Consider the following 22,147-nt stretch of genomic DNA (forward strand, 5'->3'; position numbering starts at 1 on the left):
TATGTTTGAGATTAATAGAAATGTAATTAGAAAAAGACAGTGTTTTTTATTTATAGTAATTATTTTAATATTTTCAGTATTATATTTTAAAATAATAAAGGTGCAATATTTTGGATGGAACAAATTAAGTGTAATGGCGGATGCTCAGTATTCCTACAAAGAAGATCTAACAGATGCCAATTATAAATTATTTGATTCTTATGGAAGACAGCTTATGAGTTACAATAAAAAATATTATGTTGTAATACTGCCGGAAGTGTTTTTAAAAGATAATCAAAATGCAGATTCAGAGAAAGTTTTGACACTTGTATACACTCTTAGAAATTATAATAGTAGTTATGATTTATCTAAGATAGCTGTGCTAAATAGCAGTCAAAAAGTATATTATGAAATTGACGCGAGTACATATAATAAACTAAAAGATATAAAAGGTGTAAATGGATTTTATACTTATATATACTCCCCATTAAATAGGAGTGGAGTGTGGAGCATAGAAAATTTACTTGAAAACCCTAGAAGAACTAAGGATAATAAGATGAAATCTGGGAATTCTTTGGAAATGCAGATATATAATAAAACTAAGAACAACGAAAAATCTCAGGTAGTATTTGAGAGAGATGTAAATGGAAATATAATAGGGAAAAAGACCAATTTACCTAAAAACAATGTAAATGTTAGGTTGACTATAGACAAAGATATAGAAGATAAAATAAAAGAGGTGTTAAATAGCAGCGAAAATAAAAACTATGGCCAGATTGGTGTAGTTTTAATGGAGGCAAATACAGGAAAGATAAAAGCTCTAGTGCAGAAAGATGATAATAAGCCAAATGTAAATTTAGGGGTTTCTACTAATCATGGATTTTTCCCTGGATCTATATTCAAAGTTTTAGTGGAGGAAGCAGGACTCGATAAGAATATGATAAGTGTAAATGATAAGTTTACATGTAGAGGACTTTATGAAGAAAAAGATGAGTCCCATCACGGAACTTTAACTCCAGAGGGAGCACTTACACTGTCATGTAATGATGTATTTTCTCAAATAGGAAATAAGGTTGGATTTAACAATTTTTATGACAATGCAAAATCCCAAGGATTGTTTCAAAAAGTGTTAAATTTGGATAGTGAAAAAGAGGGCCGATTTGAGGTGAAAAACCCAAGTTATAGTGATGGAAGCCTGGGACTTGCAGCTATAGGTCAAAATGTAAGAATAACTCCACTAGAAGCTATAAGTATACCTAATACAGTTATAAATGATGGAGTATATGTTAAACCGTATGTAGTAGATAGTTACGTAGATGATAAAAATAATGTTATAGAACAAGTTAATACTACAAGTAATTCTGTAATTGAGAAATCTACAGCAGAGGAAATGAAGAAGCAGATGATAAATGTAGTTGACATGGGTACAGCAAAATCAGCGTATATAAATGACCAGGAAGTAGGAGGAAAGACTGGAAGCACGCAGAGAGTGGAACTTACTGGCAGCAGCAAAACTGCACAGGAACATTCAGATGGATGGTTTTCCGGTTTCTTTAAAGCAAATGGAAGATATTATTCGATGGTAGTTTTTGTTGAAGATATAAATAAAGACAGCGAAAGTGGAGGAAATACTGCAGCTCCTATTTTTAAAAATATAATTTTGAAAGTACAGCAGTATTTAAAGTGAAATTAAATAAATTTATTTATGTGTGCACTTTTTTAAAATATATTCATAGTATATTAATAAGCACTGTTAGGAGGAGCAACAAGTGTTTTTAACAAATTGCTTATTAGATATCCTGGGAAATGTAGTATTTATGACGGCTTACGTTACAAATAGTAGTTCATTTCCACAACCCTTAAGTGATGAAGAGGAAGAATATTATCTCAAAAAATTAGAACAGGGAGATTTGCTTGCTAAAAGTATTTTAGTGGAGAGAAATTTAAGACTAGTAGCACATATTGTAAAAAAATATTCATATCCTAGTAAAGAAGTAGATGAGCTAATTTCCATTGGAACTGTTGGTCTTATTAAAGCAATAGATTCTTTTGACATGTCTAAGGGAACTAGACTAGCAACATATGCAGCAAAGTGTATAGAAAATGAGATATTGATGCTTATAAGAAATAATAAGAAAATTAGAAATGAAGTATACTTGGAAGATCCTATAGGTGTTGATAAAGAAGGAAATGAATAGCCATAAACATGTTATATGTTTATGGCTTGATCTTAGGAAATATCTTTATTGTAAAGTCATTTCCTCTTTTCACTTTTTTATATTCTATCTTATATAAAAGGGATTTCATTAGTTGATTTTTCTTTTTTATATCTGATGTTTTTTTATAAGCTGTAATTACATTTTTCAGTGTTATAATATCATTTTTAGTAAAAGATTTTGCTTCGTCATTGATAATTTTATTTGTTTTTAATATAGCTGCATTTACTTTTACTATTCGTTCATCTATGTTTTTACTTCTTTCTAAAAATGTATTTTCATCATATATACCACGTTCAAGCAAATCGAACAATTTTAGTTTTTGATTGTTAAGAGTTATTAATTCATTATTTAATATAGTTAGTTGCTTTTTATGAATATTAATAGTGTTTTTATTAACTGATTTATTTTTAATTTGTGCCTTATATTTTTTTAAGTACAATTCTAATTCATCAAGTATTATTTTTTCTAATTCATCAAATTTACAACTCACATTTCCACATTTTTTTACACAGAGTATTCTATTTATACCTCTTAATTTTCTCATTACCATTTTACTTCCACATGATGAACAAACTATTAAGCCAGCCAGAGGGTTAACAGGAGTATTATTTAATTTATATGGAATATGATACCTGTTTTTCAATATGGCCTGTGCTTGGTTAAATACTTCTTCACTAATTATGGCTTCATGCTTTCCGTTAGCTATTATCCATTCATTTTTATCCCTCGTTCGAGTATCTTTAACTTTGTTTGGATTTTTGGATTTTTTTATTTCTTTTTTTTTCCAAGTAACTTTGCCTATATAAATTGGGTTTTTTAAAATAAATATAATTGAACTTCTTTCAAATTCATTATTAAACTTAGTCCTATACCCCAAAGAATTTAGATTATCTGCAATAGCTCCTGATCCATTACCTTCGATATACATTTTAAATATTAGCTTTACTACTTCACTTTCAATTTGATTGGGTTTTAAAATTCTGGATTTATTAATCCATTTGATGTCATATCCATACGGTGGATTAGGTGAAATATAATTTCCATCTTCTATACTTCTAACTCGCCCACCCTGCATACGCCTATTTATCATTTTAAGCTCTTTTCTGCTCATAAAAGCTTCAAACTCAGAATATTCCTCATCAAAATCATTGTTTAAGTCATACGTCTTCATGGGTGTTATTATTTTAGTATTGCTTTTTTTGAAAGTTTCTAAAATAATTCCTTGATCCTTCATGTCACCTCTACCCAAACGCTGCATATCCATGACTAAAACACCATCATAGGTTTTAGATTCAACTTCTTTTAAAAGCTCAAGCATTTTAGGCCTAAAAAACAGGCTTTCACCAGAGACTATTTCCTCTTTTATTTCTACTATATTAAACTCCTTTTCTTTAGCAAATTTTAACAATGCTTTTCTATGCTTTCTTAAAGTTTCGCCTTGACCTAGAGTCTTTTCAATTTCCTCATCTGTTCTAGACTTTCTTAAATATATACACACTTTCATATAAGCACAGCCTCCTATTGAAGTTTCCTTTCAATTTCCAGCTCAACTGCTTCTTTTATTATTTCCCAAGCTTCGTTGCTTATGGACTCGCCTTTTTTAATTACATTTTTTTCTATCATTTTATCTAAAACTAAATCCACGGTATTTGGTGCTTCATAGTTTTCTACTCCGTTCATCCAATATTCTAAAGATTTTTTGCTATGTTCTACAAGCTTAATTAATATTGCTTTTGATGGGATTCGATCACCTGATTCCAAATTACCAATAGCACCTTTACTAATTCCAAGTTCGTTAGCAAGTTGAACCTGACCGACTTTTTCATTTCTCTTTATACTTAGTTCTTTCCTATATGCTTTTAACCTTTCTGAAAATGATTTATTCACAATAACACCTCGTAATCATAATAGATATTATAATAGATAACATCTATTATAATATCTTATATATTCTCACATTTCAAGAGAATTTTTACTACATTTTTTTCTTTCAAAATGTGAGAAATGGGGAAAATTGTAATTATTTTAAGCTTTAAGGAGTTATTTTATTTAAATGATTAAATATAAGGTTGTACAATTCTTTCAAAATGTGAGAATATATAAGCACAGAAAACAAAGAAGGTGATTTGAATGGACTTAAAAGAACTCCGATCTGATAGAGGATTTCAAAGAAAATTTGTTGCCACAAAGATTGGAATTAGTGGCAAACATTTAAATGATATCGAGGCAGGAAGAGTAAATTTAACAACAAGTGTTGCTACTAAGTTTTCAAATTTTTATGGTATTGATGTTACTGCTATAAAAGAAATGTATGAGGAGGGAAAAAATGAATAGAGAAGAGATTTTAAAGAAGCAAGAGCAACTTTTAAAAAAGGTTGATTTCTTGTCTGAAAAATCTAAAAATCCAAATGGTTGTAGAAAAACAACAATGAATACTACAACTAATAATTTCATATAAAATACTGAGGTGTTTAGAATGGCAAGAGTAATTATAGTAGAGCCTGACATCTCAAAAGAAGAAAATGAGAGAAACCTGAAAGAAGTAATTGAGGCATTAGAAGCTATTACACAAGGGGAATGCACAATAGAACACATATAAAATAAAGTAGGCTGAAAAGCCTATAAAATTTTTATAAATAAAAATGAAAATAGCTAACTAATATATTCTATGTAATAGGCTGAAAATTAGTACCAAAATATTAAAAGAGTAAGGGGAAATAATAATGGCAAAAGCTATTTTTGAAATTGAATCCAGAAGATTAGAAAAGGAAGAGATTAAAGAAAATATATTTAAAAGTTTTTTAGAGAGGAAAATTGGACAAACTATCTCGGATGAAGAATTTAGACAAATTAATAAAATGGTAGCTGATGATATAAAATTCAATTTTGTAGATTTTGGTAAAAGAGTTAGCGCACGAGATGTAATAATTGTTGCTGAAAGATGTGCTATTGCATTTAAAAGATGCTGCTAGGAGAATGAAATGTTTGATATGAAAATATGGCTATGATTTCAGGACAATCATAGCCATAAAGCTATACATTTATCAATGTTTTAACTAAGTACATTATATCAAATGTATGGCAAAAAATCAAATAAAATGAAGCTTTGATAAAGGCTTTAAGACTTGATAAATCTATTAGCTTTAGGACATAAATAGAAAAATTTATATTACAGAAGAGTAAAAAGTGAGGTTATAGATATGCCATATGTTATGAGTGTAACCAAAGCTGGTAAGACAGTAGAAGTAGAGAAATATTACACATTTAGATATAAAGCTAAAGGAGTAAAGAGAGGTGAAACAAAAAATCCTACTAGTGAGGAACAAGAGAAAATAAATTTAAGGCAAGCAGAAAAAAAATTAAGGCGTAGGATAAATGCAAATTTTGGTAAAGGTGATTTCCATATAATATTTGATTACAGAAAAGAGGAAAGACCTCATACAAAAGAAGAAATGCGAAAAGATTTAAATAAAGCTCTCAGAAAATTAAGAGGAGAATTTAAAAAGCAAGGAAGAGAATTGAAATATATACAAGTTGCAGAAATTGGTAGTAAGGGAGCAATACATCATCACTTAGTTATAAATTATATAGATACTAGGATACTTCAAAAATGTTGGATAAAAGGAAGAGTTAAAGTTTTTCCGTTGGATGATACTGGTCAATATGGAGAATTAGCGGCTTATCTAATAAAATATACTAGCAAAAGTAAAGAGCTGCAAGGGAAGAAGTGGAACGCTAGTAAAAACTTAATAATTCCAGAACCAAAGATAACAATAGTAAGTCATAGGGAATGGTTTAGAACAAATGTAATTCCAAAAAAAGGATACTATATTGATAAAAATTCTATTAAAAAAGGTATTAGCAAATTTACTGGATATGGATATTTAAGTTATACCATGATAAAGATTCCTAACGGGACTGTGAGAAAACTAGAATAAAAATATGCACAAGTTATTAACATCTTATGCACAACTTATCAACATGAAAGGAGAATGTTATGAGGAAAAATGAATTACCAGTAGCAAGTGAAAGTGTAGAACAAATATGTTTATTTAGGTGGGCAGCATATGAAGAGGGAAAATATCCAGAATTAGCACTTATGCATCATATCCCTAATGGGGGAAAAAGAAATATTACTACAGCAAAAAGGTTGAAAATGGAAGGCGTAAAATCAGGAGTACCTGACATTCATCTGCCAGTTGCACGTAATGGCTTTCATGGATTATACATAGAGCTTAAAAAGAAAAAAGGAAATGGAACTACAAAGAATCAAGATTGTTGGCTTAAAGCTTTAAATGCCCAAGGATATTATGCAATAGTTTGTAAGGGATGGGAAGAAGCTTCAAAAGAAATATTAGATTATTTGGGAGAAGGTGAAATGATATGAAAGTAATATCTTTAATAAATTTAAAGGGTGGAGTAGGTAAAACTATAAGCTCTATAAATATAGCGTGTATATTAGCATCAAAAGGAAATAGTGTTCTGATTATAGATAATGATAAACAGGGCAATACAAGCAAGTTTTTCAATGTGCATGATTATGATGAACCAGGTATATCTGAGGTACTTACAATAAAAGATTTCGATATAAAAAGAGTAATAAAAAATACAAAGTATAGTGGGTTGGATGTGGTACAAGCAAATATGACTTTATTAAGGGCGAATAAAGAAATATTGATGGATGTGTCCAGACCACAGCAAACAAGGTTAAAAAGAGCTTTAAAGAAAATTGAATACAAATATGATTATTGCATTATAGATAATGCTCCGGATATAAATATGAGTATTATTAATGCCCTTGTTGCTAGTGATGATGTATTAGTACCAATAAAGGTGGACAAGTTTGCATTTGATGGGTTAGAGCCTGACCTACGGACAGTAAAAAGGATAAGTTTATAAATAAAGGATAAAAACGCATACATGAGTTGAAATTACCAATAAAAAGTGGTAGAAAAAAACATAGCCAAGTCCTAGAATATGAGTTATAAAACTAAATTAGGAGGACTAGCTATGCTAAACAATCAAGAATATATTACAACAGAATTAAGAAAAATACTATATAACATTTTACCCATATCATCCAACAAACTAAAAAATTTGGTATATATTGTAGTAGGAATAGTACTATCAAAATCAGTTGTACTATCAGAAATATCAGAGAAGCTGAAAGATGATTATACAGAAGCTAGTGAAGCCAGCAAGATAAAAAGAATATTTAGATTTTTAACAAGTTCTATAATAAAATCAGAGTACATATATTACAACTTCATTGCTGAGGTAATGGGAAAATACATTAAGAGAAGTAACAATAATAAGATAATCATAATATTTGACCATACAACTATAGAGGATAAATTCTTAATACTGCAGTTTTCATTGAAAGTAGGTAAAAGGGTTATTCCCCTATGGTACAAAATATTCAAGTATAAGGAAAGAGGCAGCAAAAGTTTTAAACATGTAAAGCAGGGAATAAAAGAACTCAATGATATTTTTGCTTCATACAATTATGAAGTTATACTGCTTGCAGATAGAGGCTTTAAAAGTATAGATTTATTCAGATTTATAGATGGGCTTGGATGGAAATATTGTATAAGATGCACTAATGATATGCTTGTGAAAATAGAGAAAAATGAAAAAATAAAATACCTTAGATATATAAAACCTCTAAAGAAAAGTGTTAAAAAGTTCAATAAAGTCTTATTGAGTGCAGAGGAATACGTATGTAATTTAGCAGTATGTAAGGCTGAAGAAGCAGAGGATACATGGTATCTAGCAACTAATATGTCTAGCAAGAGGGCTGTTAATGAATATAAAAAGAGATTTGATATAGAAGAAATGTTTAGAGATCTAAAGTCCAGTGGATTTAATATGGAAGGTACCTGGACAAACAATGTTGTATATTTCGAAAACCTGTATCTATGTTTATGTATAGCATATACATGGATGATAGTATTAGGTGCTGATTGCTCTAAAAATAAGAAGAGCAAAATCATAGGAGTAACTAAGAAAATAAAGAATAAGACAGTTAGAATATACAGCCTATTTAGAAGTGGATTAGCCTGGTTTAATAGATGCTATGATTCTGATAGAAAAAAATACAGGTTAAAATTTAGTTTTATACTTTACGATATTTAGTATGGTAAAAAAAGTAAATAGCTTACTTAAAAATATGGGACAAGTATACCTATTTCAGCTTGAAGATAATTCATGTATAAGTATAAATATCATCATAAGGATATTTGTACATAAAACTCATTTGTATTTATAATACAATAAATAATTTTTATGTATTACTTTCATATTTAGCCCAATTTACTGTCCGTAAGTCAGGGGTTAGAGCAGCTTACCGAACAGATAGAAGAGGTTAAGGAATTTAATGAACATCTACAATTTAAAGGATGCTTTATAACTATGTTTAGGAAAAATAAAGTTAATATGCAGGGAGCGGAATGGATAAGGAATAATGGAAATTATCCTATGTTTAAAACCATTATAAGGAATACGGTAAAAGTAGATGAAACAACTTTTACAGGTCAATCGTTGCAAGAATATGCGAAAAATAGTACTGCGGCAAAAGATTATTTGTCTTTAGTAAATGAGTATCTGGAATGTGATTAAAAATAACCAGAGAGGAGGAAAAGGGAATTGAGTAAAAAGTTTAACATGGCTGATTTACTTAGTGATAAATCCAAAGGAAAAGAAGATGTTAAAGAGCCTAAAAGTATTGATAAAATAAATCAACCTAAAGTGGACCAAGTTTCTATAGAGGATATACCTATAAATAGAGATGTAACATTAATAGCAGCAGAAATTAACAATATAAAAGAGAAGACCAGAAAAATGGTCTTATACAATAGTATAGAAATTGGGAGACGGTTGGTTGAAGCAAAACAAATGTTGGCTCATGGAGAGTGGGGAAAATGGCTAAAAGAATCGGTGGATTATTCTCAGAGAACTGCAAATAACCTCATGAGAATATTTCAAGAATATGGAGCGGATCAGATTACACTTATTGGTGATAATTCAAAGTCGCAAGCGTTTGCCAATTTAAGCTATTCTCAGGCAATAGCTCTACTAGAAATACCAGAAGATGAAAGAGAAGGATTTATAGAAAAAAATGATGTAGAGAATATGTCAACGAGAGAGCTTCAAAAACTTATAAAAGAAAATCATAAATTAGAGAATAAGTTAAAAATGCTTCAAGAAGAAGCATCAAAGGAAAAAGTTCGCAATAAGGAGACATTGACTAATAAAGAAGTAGAAATTGAAAACCTTAGAATTTACATTAAAGAGAGTAAAGAAAAATTATTAGAAGCTCAATCTAGCAATGATAATGATGAAATTGAAAGACTTCAATTGTCTTTAGAAGAAACTCAAAATAAATTTCAAGATGCTTTGGGAGAAATAGATGAGCTTAAAAAAGAATTAAAGGAAAAGCCAATAGAAGTAGTTGCATCTATTGAAAAAGTTCCTGAAGAAGTTGAAAAGGAACTTCAAGATCTTAGAGAAAAAGTCTCTAATAATGAGCCAACAATTAAATTTTCAATATACCTCAAAGAGTTTACTAAGACATTTGAAGCATTAATTAATACTTTATCAGAAATACGAGATGATAAAGCTAAAGAAAAATATAAAGAAGCGGTTTGTGATATTGTCGCTAAGATGAAAGAGGGCTTTTGAATGAGTAAAGAAGTTAACAAAGAGGAGCTTATGCAAAAGCTAATAAAAACTTTTAATGATTTAATAGATTATGCAATGTATATGAAAATGGTAACTAAATTTGATGGAGGTATAAGAGATAACTTATTGTTAGATTCATGTGAAATAATTGCAAAAATAAAGGAGAGTGGTCTATTTGAAAAAGAAGGAATTAAATGAAAGGCAGCTAAATACATTAAGAAAGTTAATTTATAACCATATACATGAATTTTTAACTGATAAAGTAAAAGCAAATAAGACTTTTGAAAAGATAAAAAAATATGGAATAAAAACAATGCCAGAAGCGGTGGCACTCTATAAAGAGAATAGATCCTAAAGGTTTTGTTTTAATAAATGAAATAAATTTCAGTGGGAGGAGTTATAAATGGCAAAAGAAGTTGATATTTTAGAAATAGAATGTTGTCCATTTTGTGGAGAAAAGAAAGACTTAGAATTTTGGACGGATGATGGAATCGTTATCTGTAATAATTGTGGAAGAAATTTCAAAACTGTAGAAGATAATATTTAATATGCAAAATGATATTTTTATGTATATCCAGGAGGTGGAGAGAATGAGTGTGATAGAATTGCATAATTGTAAAACATGTCCATGCTTTATATATAAGACATGTGATAATTGCCCTGAATATAGTATACTTGCTGACGATTGCAATGTTAGGACTTCATATGAAAATAGATGCACTGTAAATGATTGTATTAATGCTAATAGTAAAGAATCTTATACTACTGAACAAGCAGCTCAAAAATCCTTGAAATGGTGTGAAGAGCATCCAGGATGGAAAAGGATCTGTGATATAGAGGATTCAGATAGTTTATATAAAACATGGGATGAATTGCCTGAAAAAGAAAAGAAATCTTGGATTAATTATTATGGAGTACTTGGAGCAAAAGGAGCATGGGAAGAATTTGGACACAAGCCATGCAAAGTAAAATATGGTTTTATATCTGGGAAAGGTAAATTCTATAAGAAAGTTACAGATGTACCTCAGTTACACAACCTAATGATGGTATTTAAAATAGGCTAAGAAATTTTTACGTCCAGGAGGTGAAGAATATTAAAAAACTATTTACAGATGAATTAATAACAGCAAATTTTCTAAGCAATTTATTTTATTCTGTAGCAGCGCCTACCATACAGTATATTCTGATTTCTGCTGTTGGAAGCAAAATAATAGCTTTTAATTCTATTGTTGTATGTGTATCAGGTGTTATAGTTCCTACTCTATGGAATAAGTTTTCAGATAAAATATATAAAGAATATGGACACTTTCTAATAGCTGAAACTATAGGGTATATTATTTTGATGTTGCTTATTCTAAATAATATTATAAGTAATGTAGCTTATTGTATCCTAGATACTTTTATATTTTCTATAGTATCTAAAAATTTAATTTGTGGAAACAACAAATTAAAAGCAACTAGATACTTAAAAAATGAAAGAGAAAAGTTTGACAACAATATAGTTGTAGCTTCAAATGGCAGTAGTTTAATAGGATTTACAGTAAGTTTATTATTTAATATACCAAGTAACATTGCATTTATTTTAACGACTATAGGTATATGTATCGATAATATCTTTTATTTCAAAGTTTATAAAGAAGAGAAATGCAAGGCGATAGATGCGTAATACAAAGAGTTTACGTCCAGGAGGTGTTGAAAAAAGTGAAAACATTAACTATAAGACAACCTTGGGCTACGCTGATAGCCCTGGGTAAAAAGAAAATTGAAACTAGATCATGGAAAAGTAAATATCGTGGACCATTATTAATTCATGCTGGTAAAAGTATTGATAAAAAATCATGTTTAAGAGAACCAATTAAATCGACTTTAAAAAATCATGGATGCACAGAAAAGAATCTTCCAACAGGTTTAATTATTGCAAAATGTGAGCTTATTGATTGTATAAAAATGAAAGATTGGTTTTCAGATACTTCATTAAAAGTCATTAAAGCAACTCTTGAAAATGGTAAAGCAATAACGGGAAATGAATTAGAGCTTGGAGATTTTACTCCAGGTAGATATGCTTGGATTTTAGATAGAGTTGAATTACTTAAAAATCCAATACCTGCAAAGGGAAAATTAAGTTTATGGGAATATGAAGGTGATTTAAATGAGAGGCATTAAATTTAGGGGCAATTATCATGAACAAAAGTGTTAAGAATAAAAAGTATTTAAAATTAAATATCAAAAGAAATTTTACAAAACAAGATTTATTGTTTTTAAAGAAATATCCTGAGTTGTTTCCGATGTGTACAATTTTTGGAATAACTAAAAGAAAGATAGATTATATTTTTAAAGTTATTACTTATACAATGCATAAGCCAGGTAAAGCATATAGTGAAATAGAACTTGGCATAAGAATGATAATAGCGGCATATATACATGGACATTCTTTCCCTAAAAATAGTATAGGTGTATATTATCAAAAGTTATTTGAAAAAGCGGGTATAAAGATGCAGGATATTTTTAAATAACAAAATCGTAATGCTAGAGGTGACAATATGAAAAATCATATTAGAGATTACGCAACTGCTGCATTTAGGTTTTATGCTAAACAGAGTATGTCGGCAGATAAATACAAGAAAAAAATATATGATGAAGCATTAGAAGAGTATCAGAGGAAACAAAAGGGTAGCGGAGTAAGCTGTCCAACAGAAGCCGCAATAATGAGAGCGGAAAAAGCAGTTAACAAGAAGCTAGCAGAAATTAGAGATATGGAAGCTGTGGAGCTTACCATTTCAGAACTTAGAATTAAAACTCAGGGCAGAGCTATTGTACAAGCTATAAAGCTTGTTTATTTTAAAGATGTGGACAAGGAGTTAAAAAGAGGTGATATACATACTAGAGTACATGAAGCAGAGTTATATATTCCCGCCAGTGAAAGATGGATATATAACTGGCTAAGAGAAGCAAGAAAGTTGTTTGCAGAAAAAAGAGGACTAAGAATATAAAAGTTTTTGAAAAGTGTGCAGTAATGAAGCCATTTAAAGTAGTATACTAAGTATAGTAGAAATTCATTTATACAGAGATTTGTAGAGCACTTAGTTAAAAGCTAGGTGCTTTTCTTATGCTTAATTATTTGTTGTCATGTACTTTAATTAAAAAATATAAAGAGGAAAACTAAATGGACACAGTACAGTTAGTAAAATGGATTAATGCTTTAATAAGGCAACATAATATAAAAGCTTTTTATAATTCTAAACTTTGGAAATGTGTAAGGATTAAAGCATTAGAGAGAGATAACAATGAGTGTCAGAAGTGTAAAGCTAAAGGATTGTATAGTGAAGCTCAATGTGTACATCATAAGGAACATTTGAAGAAACATCCAGAGCTTGCGTTAACATTAAGTAATTTAACTTCATTGTGTAATAGTTGCCATGATGAAGAACATCCAGAAAAATTTTATCGTAAACGAAAACCTCAATTGAATAAAGAAAGATGGTGATTATATGGATATGCTATATGAATGTTTAGAATGTGCCAGCCAAGAGATTGTAAGAGTTTCAAATCATAGAAGAATGTGTAAGAAATGTGGGGGACATTTAATTCTTATAGGCTATGTTGGAATAGATTTAGCAAGTGGCAGAGACAAAACAACACACCCCCCGGTCAAAAAAATGGAAAAATCTTGAGCTTTGGGAGAACGGGATATAGGGACGACAAGATGTCTGCCTCGCGCGCGTGAAGAAAAATTGGCCTATATATGACATAAATTTACATTTAAAGGGAGGGATAAAAAGTATGGCTAGTGCTAAGAAAATCAAGGAATCTTTAATAAAACAGCTTGAAGATAAAAGTGCAAATGTAGAGCATTTTTTAGGGTTAATTGATGATTATATTTGGTATTTTAATCAGGAAAAATTAATGCAAAAGGATGTGAAAAAGCGAGGATATACCTATGAAACTATTTCTGCATCTGGCAAAGAATATGAAAAAGATAATCCCTCCGTCAAAAACGCAGTACTTTACAATAAACAAAAATTAGCAATTCTAAAAGAGCTGGAACTGACTACAGAAAATGTTGTAAGTGATGATGAGGATGAACTCTAAACTTATACCAGAAATACAAAATTATATTGACTTAGTTCGAAGTGGAACAATAGCAATATGTAAAGAACAGTTTCAGTTATGCGATTATGTTGAAAAATGTTTTGAAGAAGAAAATCTCTTTGTTGATGAAGATCTTCTCCATAAATATTTAAGTTTACAGAAATACTTTCCATTTGATTTATATGAATGGGAAGTATTTTGCTTTACTCTCCATAATTGTACTTACTCAAAGCCAGGTATTTTAAGATGGCCAGATTTATTCATTTATGTTGGAAGGGGTTCTGGCAAAAATGGATACTTATCTTTTGAAGATTTTTGCTTGATATCTGAATATAACAAAATTAAAAATTATGACATTGATATTTGTGCCAATGCAGAGGATCAGGCCAAGACTTCTTTTGATGATGTATATAACGTTCTTGAAGATAATGAAAGAAAATTAAAAAAACACTTTTACTGGAACAAAGAATATATACAGAATCTAAGAACAAAATCTAAACTAAGGTTTAGAACTTCTAATGCTAAAACAAAAGATGGTGGTAGACCTGGAAAAGTGGATTTTGATGAATACCACCAGTATGAGGATTATAAATCTATACAAGTTTTTAAAACTGGCTTGGGAAAAAAGAAGAACCCTAGAACTACTATAACTACAACTGATGGAGATGTTAGAGGTGGACCACTCGACAATATAAAAGCAAGGGCAAAAAGAATATTAAATGAACAGGGTGGAGACAATGGGATGATTCCTTTTATTTGTAAGTTGGACAATGAGAAGGAAGCAAGCAATAAAAAAATGTGGAATAAAGCTAATCCTACCTTGCATTACAATGAAGAACTTTTTAGAGAAATAGAAAAGGAACATATTGATTATAAGGAAGACCCTATTAGTAACAGTGCTTTTATGACTAAAAGAATGAATATTCCTAAAGGAAATAAGGATGTTGAAGTTACTTCATGGGATAATATTTTAGCTACTAATCAACCTATTCCAGACCTTACAGGATGTACTTGTATTGCTGGAATTGACTATGCGTATACTACAGATTTTGTTGTAGCGGGTTTGCTATTCAAATACAAAGGTAAATATTATTGGATTACTCATACTTGGGTGTGTAGAAAATGTAATGACCTTGGAAGAATAAAAGCACCGCTTGAAGAATGGGAAACTGAAAAGGGTGGGAAACTACTTACTTTTATAAATGATGTAGAAATAGCCCCCTCAATTCCTGCGGAATGGCTTGCAGAACAGGGACAAAAATATAATATAACTACTCTAGGTATGGATAATTACAGATATACACTACTTGCTAAGGCTCTTAGAGAAGTTGGATTTGATACAGACAAACAGGGAGCAAATAATATAAAACTCACAAGGCCAAGTAACCAGATGTTAGTTGCTCCAACTATAAACAGCTTGTTTGTAAATCATAATATTGTATATGGCGATAATCCTTTGATGCGTTGGTATACAAATAACACATGTAAGCATCCTGAAAAGTATGACAATATGACTTATGGCAAGATAGAACCTAAGTCAAGGAAAACAGATGGATTTATGGCTTTTATAGCTGCAATGTGTGCTGGTGGAGTTGGACTTGAAGATAGCGGGGAAGAGGTTGATTTTGATATAGGAGTTTATACTTATTAAAAAGGAGTAAAGTACATTGAAAAAAATAGTATATAAATGCTTAAACAAAGAATGTAATACTGAATTTATAGGATATGATAAAGATGGGTTATGTTGTCCAAAGTGTGGGAGCTCAGTAATACCTATTTGTGACGCATGGCATTATAATAAAGGTGCTGCAGATGCAGCATATAAAAAAGCTGTGAAAGATAAGCAATTGAAAGAAAAATATAAAAAGCGAATATGCGAGTTTATAGATAACTGCAATTCAAAATCTCTTAATTTACGTGAAGAAAAACTTTATGATTCGTTTGGAGAAGAAATACGTTTTGAATTCAAAGGGTTATATAGAGAAAAAGAGTTAAAATAATTAAAGCCGGTAAGGGCTTTTTTATTTTATTTTGAAAGGTGGTGAGAATTTGGGATTTTGGGATTGGACTAAACATTTCTTTGGACCTGATAAAGACACAATCTATATTACACAAAAAGCTATAGAACAAAGCAATAAATTAAACATAGAAAGGTTTGGAATTGTAATGGCCATTAATTTTATTGCAAATGCTGTAAGCAAATGTGAATTTAAAACCTTTTTAAACGGTAAAGAAGTAAAAGGTGATGAATACTACTTGTGGAATATAGAACCAAATTTAAATGAAAGTTCTACACAATTTTCACAAAGGCTTATATCTCATTTACTTTTTTATGGCGAAGCCTTGGTTATAGATGTAAATGGTCAGCTGCTTGTAGCAGATAGTTTCAATCAAGTTGAATATGCAGTAGTAGAAAATTATTTTACAGATGTATCTGTGAAGACAATGAATTTTAGCAGAACCTTTAAGATGTCTGAGGTTATGTATTTTAGGCTGAATGATACCAATATACGTACATTATTAGCTGACTTGGTGAATGGCTATGAAGAACTAAATAATATGGCAGAGGGCAAATATAAACGCAGTGGTGGCAGAAAGGGAATTGTTCATTTAAACAAACCAGCTAATGGAGATAAAGAATTTCAAAAGAAAGTTGATGATTTATTTAAAAATCAGTTTAAAGAATACTTTGAAGCTGAAAATGCAGTTATACATTTGTATAGTGGTATGGAATATGCGGAGCAACAGGATACCTCAGCTAAGAAAAGTACATCCGAAATAACAGATATCCAAAATATAACCAAAGAAGCTTTTGACAGGATAGCACAAGCCTTTAGAATACCACCATCTTTATTAAGAGGTGATATAGCGGATATAGAAAAGATTACAGATAATTTTTTAAGTTTCTGTATAGATCCTCTAGTAACAATTATAGGTGAGGAAGCCACCCGTAAAAGATATGGAAAACAAGCTTTTATAAATGGGTCCTATATAAAAGTAGATACAACATGTATTCGCCACATAGATATATTTAACATAAGTGAGGCATTTGACAAACTTATTGCTAGTGGAGGTTATTCTATAGATGATTTAAGGATAAAGGCAGGTGATACACCTTTGAATACAGATTGGAGTAAAAGGCATTGGATAACTAAAAATTATCAAGATGTAAATACAATTGAAGGAGGTGATAAATGATGTCAAAACCAATTTTTTTAATAAAACAAGCAGATGAACCAAATACACTAGAACTTTATATTTATGACTATGTGCAAAGTGATGGTGTAGATTGGTGGACTGGTGAAACTATACAAAGTGAAACATCTGCTAATTATATAAAAGAACAGCTTGAACAGGCTCAAAATATCAGCCAGATTAATATTTATATTAATTCTTATGGCGGTGAAGTTAAAGAAGGGCTTGGAATTTACAATTTACTTAAAAGGCATCCGGCGCAAAAAACAGTGTATGTTGATGGATTTGCATGTTCTATAGCTAGTGTAATTGCTATGGCTGGGGATAAGGTTGTTATGGGACCTAACACTTTGATGATGATACATCATGCAGCCATGGGAGCCTTTGGCAATGCTGATGAACTTAGAAAAGCTGCCAATGATATTGAAGTAATTGATAAATCGAGTTGCTCAAGTTATTTACAAAAAGCGGGAGATAAACTAGATGAAGATACTTTGAACCAACTTTTAGATGCTCAATCATGGCTTACTGCAGACCAGTGCCTTCAATATGGGTTAGCTGACGAAATAGCAGGCAAAGAAGATAAGAATGTATCTGCAGCGCAGCAGAGATTTGAGCAATCTTTAAAAGAACAGATAATGCAAGTACAAAATAAAATTGAGGTACCAAAACAATTTCAAAAGCAAAAAACTAATGCTGAAAAAATGATGGCAATATTTAAAAAGAAAATGGAGGAGAAATAATATGGCAATGAAAAGTAAAGATTTAATACAACAGGAATTAAAACAAAATTTGGCGGATGCATTTAAATCTGAAGATCCTGATGCTATAACACAAGCTTTCACTAATTTTGCTGAGACTGTACAGCAGAATGTACTTGAAGAATATAACACGTATCAGAAAACACAGGATTCTAATATTTTAGCTAAAAGAGGCATACACCAACTAACTTCTCAAGAAGAAAAATATTATCAAGCTTTTATAAATGCGGCAACTTCTAGTAATCCTAAACAGGCTATAGGTGACATTGATGTAGCCTTTCCAGAGACAATAATTGATAATATTTTAGATGATATAACAACAGCACATCCGTTATTAGATCAAATAACTTTTACTAATACTACTATACTGACTAAAATGCTTGTAAATAAGCAAGGCTCTCAACTAGCCTCGTGGGGTGCTTTAAACTCTAAGATAACTAAAGAACTTGAAGGAGCTATTGGAAAAATAGATTTAACTATTTGCAAATTAACTGCCTATATGCCTATAAGTAAAGATATGCTCAATGTAGGACCAACATGGATAGATGCGTATGTAAGAGGAACATTAAGCGAAGCTATAGCTCTTGCGCTAGAAACAGCTATTATAGATGGTACCGGCAAGGATGAACCTATAGGAATGGATAGAAGTGTTGCAGATGATGTAACTGTAACAGGTGGAGTATACCCAAAGAAAACTGCAAAAGTATTAACAGCATTTGATCCAGTTTCATATGGTGCTATATTGGGACAACTTTCTAAAGCACCTAATGGCAAAACAAGGCCAATTACAAATGTGCTTTTAGTTGTAAATCCTTCGGATTATTTTACTAAGATTTTTCCAGCAACAACTGTAAGAGCTGCGGACGGAACTTACAGCCATGATGTATTTCCGTTTCCTACTACTGTTATACAATCTCCAGCGGTTGCTGCCAATGAGGCTGTTGTGGGAATAGCAAATAAATATTTCATGGGCTTAGGTTCAGGCGAAAGAGGCGGTAAAATAGAATATTCTGATGAATTTAAGTTTTTAGATGATGAAAGAGTTTATTTAACTAGGATGTATGGTAATGGCAGGGCACTTGATGATAATGCTTTTATATTGCTTGATATAAGTAATATTGAACCAGCTACACTACAAGTATCAGTAAACAATGTTGTTAAAACTAAAGAGCAGGCTTAATTGAGGTGATTTAAATGGCTGATACAATTGGGGTAGAAAAATTATTATCGGAAGTAAAATCATATCTTCATATAACTTGGAAGGATGATAATACGGACAATAATTTAAAAGGTTTCATAAGTAGAGGTATGGCACGTTTACAAGATATTGCAGGTGTGCCTTCTCTTGATTTTATAACACATGACCAGCCGAAGTCTCTACTTTTAGATTATTGCAGGTATGCAAATAGCCAGGCTCTTGAAATGTTTGAAAAGAACTTTGAAAGTGAGCTTCTTGATTTGCACCTGCAGTACCAGCTTAAAGAACCCCAAAAGTTGATGACTGTCTCTATAGCAGGAACAATGGCGGGACACACAAAGATAATTGTATCACCTGGACTTGATGATGGCGACAGCTATGTATACAAATTGGGTGCAGAGCTTACTCCCCCTGGCTATTTTGATATATGTAATTTTGTAAATGGATATTTAATATGGGATGGAAGTTCTGAAATTGAAGTTACTTCAGGTGATGAAATTTTAATAGTTGAAGTAGATGAAAATAATAAGGCAATTCGAGCAGGAAAAACAGATGTAACAGTGGGGTGATGGTATGAAAATAAAAACACCTACTAATTTTGTCTCTTTTAGTGATGGTGTCTGTAGTATTTATAGTGAGGATGATGATGGAAACAAAAATAACAAGTATGAGAATCTTGGCTTTACTAAGTGTGTTTTAGGTCTTACAAGATTTTTTCAGGCTGATGCTAATCAAATGAAAGTAGATAAGGTAATAAAAATACCGCAGCTTGACAATATAGATACCTATGACCATGCAACTATTGATAGTGTGGATTATGATATTATGATAATTCAGGATAAATATGATACTAACCCTCCTAGCAGAGATTTAACATTGAAAGTGAGATGATGTGAATGAGTGTTGATGTTGAACTTACTGGAATATCTGAACTTATTGAAAAACTTCAAGCTACAAATGCTAAATTTAATAGTGTTGAAAATAAGGCGTTAAAAGCTGGAGCACGGCCTATACTTGATGATATGAAAACAACTAAAGCATTTAAAGATAGAAGCGGTGATTTAAGAGATGATTTATCTATTGGAAGTATAAGAAGTAAAAATGGGATTAAATCTATACAGATAGGTATTGATAAAAATGATATATCAGCAGTTTACTATGGTAAATTTATAGAATTTGGTAGTAGCCATGAAGTGGCTAAACCATTTATACAGCCTGCTTATGAAAGACATAAGAAGGAAGCGGTGGAGATTATTAAAGAAGAGATAAGGCAGGCTTTAAAATGAATGATATAGAAAGTATTTTAAAATCTATAGGTGCTCCAATTAAGCACTTGTTTTATACAGGCCGGGAAGACCCTTATATAACATACCAGTTCTACAATGAATATGGTAAAGTTTTTGCAGAGGATAAAGAGGTAGTAACAGCGTATTCGGTTCAGATAAATATTTTTACAAAAGGCAAACTTGAAGATTTATACAAGCAGGTTTTAGATCTTATGATTGTAGCGGGTTGGTGCCGAACTTATGCGACTGAAGACTATGAAACTGACACAAAGCTTAACCACAAAATAATAAGATTTAAGTACACAGAGGAACATTGATAGAAATGTTCTTTTTTATTTGTAAAATGAAATGAAAGATTTAATTAAAAAATGAGGAGGAATAATAATGAGTAAGCATAGTGGACAAGTAGGATTAAAGAATTTAGTTTATGCAAAGATGCATGAGGATGGGATAACATACGATGCGCCTAAAATATTAAGTCCTGCAATACAAGCTAAAATAACTCCAAAAACTAACACTGCTACACAGTATGCTGATGATAAGTCAGTTGAAAATGCAACTACATTAGGTGAAATAGATGTTGAATTGCAGACACAGGATGTACCTTTACAATCTCAAGCAGATTTACTAGGACACACTATAGATAGTAAAGGAGTATTAGTTCATAGTGGAAATGATAATGCTCCATATGTAGCGATAGGGTTTAAATCTCTTAAGGGAGATAATACTTATAGATTTATATGGCTTTTAAAGGGAAAATTTGAAGAAATAACAGAGGAATATAAAACTAAATCTGATAAAGTTGATTTTGCCACTCCATCTCTTAAGGCCACATTTGTTACAAGGGATGATGATAACTGGAAATTTATTGCTGATGAAAACAATGGTATGGATAATGATGTAATGGAACATTGGTTTGATGCAGTATACCAGCCTAATATAGATAATACTCCTCTTTCTATTGAGACCAATCCAACAGACGGAGCTACAGGAGTTGCAGCAACTAGTGGTGTTAACTTTGTATTTAGTAAAGCAATAAATTCATATACTGTAAATGATTCGTCAGCATTTTTAATTAAAGCTGATGGTACTATAATAGATTCTACTATAGTAATAAGCACAGATGCTAAGACAGTAACATTGAAACCTAAGAGCACTTTGGATGCGGGAAATTATGTTGCAATAGCAACAAAAGCTATTAAAACTGCACAAGGGTCAGCTCCTGCAAATAATGTTGTAGTTAATTTTGCAGTATAGATGATACAACCTTGTTAGGGTGACTTCTTAACTTACAGGTAATTATATAGGATAAATGTCCAATGGAGGTAAATTAAATGAAAGATATAAAAATTATAAAAATAAAGTTAAATGATAAAGAATATATTATGCCACGTCCAAAAGCAAGGGTTATAAGGGATACTCTTGCTTTTTTAAATGATACTAAGATAAATTATGCTAATGTAAAGCCGGAAGATCTAGACAAAATTGCTGAGTATATATGTGATACATTTGGAAAACAGTTTAGTATAGATGACGTATATGACGGTTTAGATGCTAAAGACATAAAACCTAAATTTGATGAGTGTGTAAATGCAGTAATATCAAATTTAGGTTTACATTTAAATAAAATCCCAAACAGCGAAACTCCGGAGGAAAAAGAAAAATAACTCTGGAGGATTTTATAAAAGAAATATACTTGGATAGATTAACGGCTGGTGAGTCTATGGAATCAATAGATAA

Annotated in this window: 34 protein-coding genes and 1 pseudogene; 33 read left to right on the forward strand and 2 right to left on the reverse strand. The window is 30.9% G+C overall.

Features of this window, described 5'->3' with window-relative positions; translation table 11 throughout:
* The first annotated feature begins 1 nt into the window (after position 1).
* Both B5S50_RS17305 and B5S50_RS17310 read left to right on the forward strand, forming a co-directional pair.
* On the forward strand, positions 2–1,666 hold the full coding sequence (locus B5S50_RS17305) for a penicillin-binding transpeptidase domain-containing protein (protein ID WP_065077505.1): 1,665 nt from the start codon (positions 2–4) through the stop codon (positions 1,664–1,666).
* A gap of 82 nt (positions 1,667–1,748) precedes the next feature.
* A pseudogene (locus tag B5S50_RS17310) lies at positions 1,749–2,174 on the forward strand (sigma-70 family RNA polymerase sigma factor); the annotation flags it as partial.
* A gap of 22 nt (positions 2,175–2,196) precedes the next feature.
* Here B5S50_RS17310 and B5S50_RS17315 read toward each other — a convergent pair.
* Both B5S50_RS17315 and B5S50_RS17320 read right to left on the reverse strand, forming a co-directional pair.
* Positions 2,197–3,702 carry a recombinase family protein gene (locus B5S50_RS17315; protein ID WP_217302412.1) on the reverse strand — a complete coding sequence of 502 codons (1,506 nt, stop codon included), beginning with the start codon at positions 3,700–3,702 and terminating at the stop codon, positions 2,197–2,199.
* Positions 3,703–3,716: 14 nt separating this feature from the next.
* Positions 3,717–4,085 carry a helix-turn-helix transcriptional regulator gene (locus tag B5S50_RS17320; RefSeq protein WP_217302413.1) on the reverse strand — a complete coding sequence of 123 codons (369 nt, stop codon included), beginning with the start codon at positions 4,083–4,085 and terminating at the stop codon, positions 3,717–3,719.
* A gap of 243 nt (positions 4,086–4,328) precedes the next feature.
* Here B5S50_RS17320 and B5S50_RS17325 point away from each other — a divergent pair, with 243 nt between their 5' ends.
* The 31 genes from B5S50_RS17325 to B5S50_RS17465 all read left to right on the forward strand — a co-directional run bounded on the left by B5S50_RS17325 (position 4,329) and on the right by B5S50_RS17465 (position 22,074).
* Positions 4,329–4,532: a helix-turn-helix domain-containing protein gene (locus B5S50_RS17325; protein WP_217302414.1), complete on the forward strand. Its 204-nt coding sequence runs from the start codon at positions 4,329–4,331 to the stop codon at positions 4,530–4,532.
* A complete protein-coding gene (locus tag B5S50_RS21860) occupies positions 4,525–4,656 on the forward strand; it encodes a hypothetical protein (RefSeq protein WP_302180671.1) in 132 nt (43 codons plus the stop codon). Before B5S50_RS17325 ends, B5S50_RS21860 begins: the two co-directional genes overlap by 8 nt.
* A gap of 18 nt (positions 4,657–4,674) precedes the next feature.
* On the forward strand, positions 4,675–4,797 hold the full coding sequence (locus tag B5S50_RS21865) for a hypothetical protein (RefSeq protein ID WP_302180672.1): 123 nt from the start codon (positions 4,675–4,677) through the stop codon (positions 4,795–4,797).
* Positions 4,798–4,921: 124 nt separating this feature from the next.
* Positions 4,922–5,170, forward strand: coding sequence for a hypothetical protein (locus B5S50_RS17330; protein WP_217302415.1), 249 nt, complete (start codon positions 4,922–4,924; stop codon positions 5,168–5,170).
* A 228-nt stretch (positions 5,171–5,398) separates the two neighbouring features.
* On the forward strand, positions 5,399–6,136 hold the full coding sequence (locus B5S50_RS17335) for a hypothetical protein (RefSeq protein ID WP_217302416.1): 738 nt from the start codon (positions 5,399–5,401) through the stop codon (positions 6,134–6,136).
* A gap of 59 nt (positions 6,137–6,195) precedes the next feature.
* Positions 6,196–6,585: a VRR-NUC domain-containing protein gene (locus tag B5S50_RS17340; protein WP_217302417.1), complete on the forward strand. Its 390-nt coding sequence runs from the start codon at positions 6,196–6,198 to the stop codon at positions 6,583–6,585.
* On the forward strand, positions 6,582–7,097 hold the full coding sequence (locus tag B5S50_RS17345) for a ParA family protein (protein ID WP_217302418.1): 516 nt from the start codon (positions 6,582–6,584) through the stop codon (positions 7,095–7,097). Before B5S50_RS17340 ends, B5S50_RS17345 begins: the two co-directional genes overlap by 4 nt.
* 111 nt (positions 7,098–7,208) lie before the next feature.
* Positions 7,209–8,333, forward strand: a complete 1,125-nt coding sequence (locus B5S50_RS17350) for an IS4 family transposase (protein WP_217302419.1) — start codon at positions 7,209–7,211, stop codon at positions 8,331–8,333.
* Positions 8,334–8,609: 276 nt separating this feature from the next.
* Positions 8,610–8,816 carry a ParA family protein gene (locus B5S50_RS17355; protein ID WP_217302420.1) on the forward strand — a complete coding sequence of 69 codons (207 nt, stop codon included), beginning with the start codon at positions 8,610–8,612 and terminating at the stop codon, positions 8,814–8,816.
* A gap of 27 nt (positions 8,817–8,843) precedes the next feature.
* The gene (locus tag B5S50_RS17360) at positions 8,844–9,878 is read left to right on the forward strand and encodes a DUF3102 domain-containing protein (protein WP_217302421.1); all 1,035 of its coding nucleotides are present in this window, start codon (positions 8,844–8,846) and stop codon (positions 9,876–9,878) included.
* Positions 9,879–10,076, forward strand: coding sequence for a hypothetical protein (locus B5S50_RS17365; RefSeq protein WP_217302422.1), 198 nt, complete (start codon positions 9,879–9,881; stop codon positions 10,074–10,076).
* The gene (locus B5S50_RS17370; RefSeq protein WP_063600489.1) at positions 10,054–10,233 is read left to right on the forward strand and encodes a hypothetical protein; all 180 of its coding nucleotides are present in this window, start codon (positions 10,054–10,056) and stop codon (positions 10,231–10,233) included. Before B5S50_RS17365 ends, B5S50_RS17370 begins: the two co-directional genes overlap by 23 nt.
* Before the next feature lie 48 nt (positions 10,234–10,281).
* Entirely contained in the window at positions 10,282–10,425 is a 144-nt protein-coding gene (locus B5S50_RS17375) for a hypothetical protein (RefSeq protein ID WP_156496363.1), read from the forward strand.
* 43 nt (positions 10,426–10,468) lie between these two features.
* On the forward strand, positions 10,469–10,942 hold the full coding sequence (locus tag B5S50_RS17380; RefSeq protein ID WP_217302423.1) for a hypothetical protein: 474 nt from the start codon (positions 10,469–10,471) through the stop codon (positions 10,940–10,942).
* Positions 10,943–10,962: 20 nt separating this feature from the next.
* Positions 10,963–11,544 (forward strand): hypothetical protein, encoded by a 582-nt coding sequence (locus B5S50_RS17385; protein WP_217302424.1) that lies wholly within the window; start codon positions 10,963–10,965, stop codon positions 11,542–11,544.
* Positions 11,545–11,579: 35 nt separating this feature from the next.
* Positions 11,580–12,041 carry an ASCH domain-containing protein gene (locus B5S50_RS17390; RefSeq protein ID WP_063600486.1) on the forward strand — a complete coding sequence of 154 codons (462 nt, stop codon included), beginning with the start codon at positions 11,580–11,582 and terminating at the stop codon, positions 12,039–12,041.
* A gap of 17 nt (positions 12,042–12,058) precedes the next feature.
* Entirely contained in the window at positions 12,059–12,391 is a 333-nt protein-coding gene (locus tag B5S50_RS17395) for a hypothetical protein (RefSeq protein WP_063600485.1), read from the forward strand.
* Positions 12,392–12,418: 27 nt separating this feature from the next.
* Entirely contained in the window at positions 12,419–12,868 is a 450-nt protein-coding gene (locus B5S50_RS17400; RefSeq protein WP_063600484.1) for a hypothetical protein, read from the forward strand.
* A gap of 173 nt (positions 12,869–13,041) precedes the next feature.
* Positions 13,042–13,362, forward strand: coding sequence for an HNH endonuclease (locus B5S50_RS17405; protein WP_063600483.1), 321 nt, complete (start codon positions 13,042–13,044; stop codon positions 13,360–13,362).
* A gap of 296 nt (positions 13,363–13,658) precedes the next feature.
* A complete protein-coding gene (locus B5S50_RS17410; protein ID WP_063600481.1) occupies positions 13,659–13,967 on the forward strand; it encodes a P27 family phage terminase small subunit in 309 nt (102 codons plus the stop codon).
* Positions 13,957–15,618: a terminase TerL endonuclease subunit gene (locus B5S50_RS17415; protein ID WP_217302426.1), complete on the forward strand. Its 1,662-nt coding sequence runs from the start codon at positions 13,957–13,959 to the stop codon at positions 15,616–15,618. Before B5S50_RS17410 ends, B5S50_RS17415 begins: the two co-directional genes overlap by 11 nt.
* A gap of 16 nt (positions 15,619–15,634) precedes the next feature.
* Positions 15,635–15,967, forward strand: coding sequence for a hypothetical protein (locus tag B5S50_RS17420; protein WP_217302427.1), 333 nt, complete (start codon positions 15,635–15,637; stop codon positions 15,965–15,967).
* A gap of 49 nt (positions 15,968–16,016) precedes the next feature.
* On the forward strand, positions 16,017–17,165 hold the full coding sequence (locus B5S50_RS17425; RefSeq protein WP_217302428.1) for a phage portal protein: 1,149 nt from the start codon (positions 16,017–16,019) through the stop codon (positions 17,163–17,165).
* Positions 17,165–17,905 (forward strand): head maturation protease, ClpP-related, encoded by a 741-nt coding sequence (locus B5S50_RS17430; RefSeq protein WP_217302429.1) that lies wholly within the window; start codon positions 17,165–17,167, stop codon positions 17,903–17,905. Before B5S50_RS17425 ends, B5S50_RS17430 begins: the two co-directional genes overlap by 1 nt.
* Before the next feature lies 1 nt (position 17,906).
* Positions 17,907–19,103: a phage major capsid protein gene (locus tag B5S50_RS17435; protein WP_254306618.1), complete on the forward strand. Its 1,197-nt coding sequence runs from the start codon at positions 17,907–17,909 to the stop codon at positions 19,101–19,103.
* Between the two features lie 14 nt (positions 19,104–19,117).
* The gene (locus tag B5S50_RS17440) at positions 19,118–19,690 is read left to right on the forward strand and encodes a hypothetical protein (RefSeq protein WP_063600477.1); all 573 of its coding nucleotides are present in this window, start codon (positions 19,118–19,120) and stop codon (positions 19,688–19,690) included.
* Between the two features lie 4 nt (positions 19,691–19,694).
* Positions 19,695–20,012 carry a hypothetical protein gene (locus B5S50_RS17445; protein ID WP_063600476.1) on the forward strand — a complete coding sequence of 106 codons (318 nt, stop codon included), beginning with the start codon at positions 19,695–19,697 and terminating at the stop codon, positions 20,010–20,012.
* A 5-nt stretch (positions 20,013–20,017) separates the two neighbouring features.
* A complete protein-coding gene (locus tag B5S50_RS17450; RefSeq protein ID WP_063600475.1) occupies positions 20,018–20,407 on the forward strand; it encodes an HK97-gp10 family putative phage morphogenesis protein in 390 nt (129 codons plus the stop codon).
* Complete coding sequence (locus B5S50_RS17455) at positions 20,404–20,724, forward strand: hypothetical protein (protein WP_063600474.1); 321 nt, start codon at positions 20,404–20,406, stop codon at positions 20,722–20,724. Before B5S50_RS17450 ends, B5S50_RS17455 begins: the two co-directional genes overlap by 4 nt.
* A 67-nt stretch (positions 20,725–20,791) precedes the next feature.
* A complete protein-coding gene (locus B5S50_RS17460; RefSeq protein WP_063600473.1) occupies positions 20,792–21,664 on the forward strand; it encodes a major tail protein in 873 nt (290 codons plus the stop codon).
* A 77-nt stretch (positions 21,665–21,741) separates the two neighbouring features.
* Positions 21,742–22,074 (forward strand): hypothetical protein, encoded by a 333-nt coding sequence (locus tag B5S50_RS17465; protein ID WP_082853501.1) that lies wholly within the window; start codon positions 21,742–21,744, stop codon positions 22,072–22,074.
* Positions 22,075–22,147: the final 73 nt, after the last annotated feature.

Source organism: Clostridium sp. 001 (genome assembly GCF_019056555.1).
GTDB classification, from domain to species: Bacteria; Bacillota; Clostridia; order Clostridiales; family Clostridiaceae; genus Clostridium_B; species Clostridium_B ragsdalei.

Coding starts and splice junctions, on each gene's coding strand:
- B5S50_RS17305 (WP_065077505.1), top strand. CDS start 2: ATGTTTGAGATTAATAGAAATGTAATTAGAAAAAGACAGTGTTTTTTA.
- B5S50_RS17315 (WP_217302412.1), bottom strand. CDS start 3,702: ATGAAAGTGTGTATATATTTAAGAAAGTCTAGAACAGATGAGGAAATT.
- B5S50_RS17325 (WP_217302414.1), top strand. CDS start 4,329: ATGGACTTAAAAGAACTCCGATCTGATAGAGGATTTCAAAGAAAATTT.
- B5S50_RS21860 (WP_302180671.1), top strand. CDS start 4,525: ATGAATAGAGAAGAGATTTTAAAGAAGCAAGAGCAACTTTTAAAAAAG.
- B5S50_RS21865 (WP_302180672.1), top strand. CDS start 4,675: ATGGCAAGAGTAATTATAGTAGAGCCTGACATCTCAAAAGAAGAAAAT.
- B5S50_RS17330 (WP_217302415.1), top strand. CDS start 4,922: ATGGCAAAAGCTATTTTTGAAATTGAATCCAGAAGATTAGAAAAGGAA.
- B5S50_RS17335 (WP_217302416.1), top strand. CDS start 5,399: ATGCCATATGTTATGAGTGTAACCAAAGCTGGTAAGACAGTAGAAGTA.
- B5S50_RS17340 (WP_217302417.1), top strand. CDS start 6,196: ATGAGGAAAAATGAATTACCAGTAGCAAGTGAAAGTGTAGAACAAATA.
- B5S50_RS17345 (WP_217302418.1), top strand. CDS start 6,582: ATGAAAGTAATATCTTTAATAAATTTAAAGGGTGGAGTAGGTAAAACT.
- B5S50_RS17350 (WP_217302419.1), top strand. CDS start 7,209: ATGCTAAACAATCAAGAATATATTACAACAGAATTAAGAAAAATACTA.
- B5S50_RS17355 (WP_217302420.1), top strand. CDS start 8,610: ATGTTTAGGAAAAATAAAGTTAATATGCAGGGAGCGGAATGGATAAGG.
- B5S50_RS17365 (WP_217302422.1), top strand. CDS start 9,879: ATGAGTAAAGAAGTTAACAAAGAGGAGCTTATGCAAAAGCTAATAAAA.
- B5S50_RS17375 (WP_156496363.1), top strand. CDS start 10,282: ATGGCAAAAGAAGTTGATATTTTAGAAATAGAATGTTGTCCATTTTGT.
- B5S50_RS17380 (WP_217302423.1), top strand. CDS start 10,469: ATGAGTGTGATAGAATTGCATAATTGTAAAACATGTCCATGCTTTATA.
- B5S50_RS17395 (WP_063600485.1), top strand. CDS start 12,059: ATGAACAAAAGTGTTAAGAATAAAAAGTATTTAAAATTAAATATCAAA.
- B5S50_RS17400 (WP_063600484.1), top strand. CDS start 12,419: ATGAAAAATCATATTAGAGATTACGCAACTGCTGCATTTAGGTTTTAT.
- B5S50_RS17405 (WP_063600483.1), top strand. CDS start 13,042: ATGGACACAGTACAGTTAGTAAAATGGATTAATGCTTTAATAAGGCAA.
- B5S50_RS17410 (WP_063600481.1), top strand. CDS start 13,659: ATGGCTAGTGCTAAGAAAATCAAGGAATCTTTAATAAAACAGCTTGAA.
- B5S50_RS17415 (WP_217302426.1), top strand. CDS start 13,957: ATGAACTCTAAACTTATACCAGAAATACAAAATTATATTGACTTAGTT.
- B5S50_RS17430 (WP_217302429.1), top strand. CDS start 17,165: ATGTCAAAACCAATTTTTTTAATAAAACAAGCAGATGAACCAAATACA.
- B5S50_RS17435 (WP_254306618.1), top strand. CDS start 17,907: ATGGCAATGAAAAGTAAAGATTTAATACAACAGGAATTAAAACAAAAT.
- B5S50_RS17440 (WP_063600477.1), top strand. CDS start 19,118: ATGGCTGATACAATTGGGGTAGAAAAATTATTATCGGAAGTAAAATCA.
- B5S50_RS17445 (WP_063600476.1), top strand. CDS start 19,695: ATGAAAATAAAAACACCTACTAATTTTGTCTCTTTTAGTGATGGTGTC.
- B5S50_RS17450 (WP_063600475.1), top strand. CDS start 20,018: ATGAGTGTTGATGTTGAACTTACTGGAATATCTGAACTTATTGAAAAA.
- B5S50_RS17455 (WP_063600474.1), top strand. CDS start 20,404: ATGAATGATATAGAAAGTATTTTAAAATCTATAGGTGCTCCAATTAAG.
- B5S50_RS17460 (WP_063600473.1), top strand. CDS start 20,792: ATGAGTAAGCATAGTGGACAAGTAGGATTAAAGAATTTAGTTTATGCA.
- B5S50_RS17465 (WP_082853501.1), top strand. CDS start 21,742: ATGAAAGATATAAAAATTATAAAAATAAAGTTAAATGATAAAGAATAT.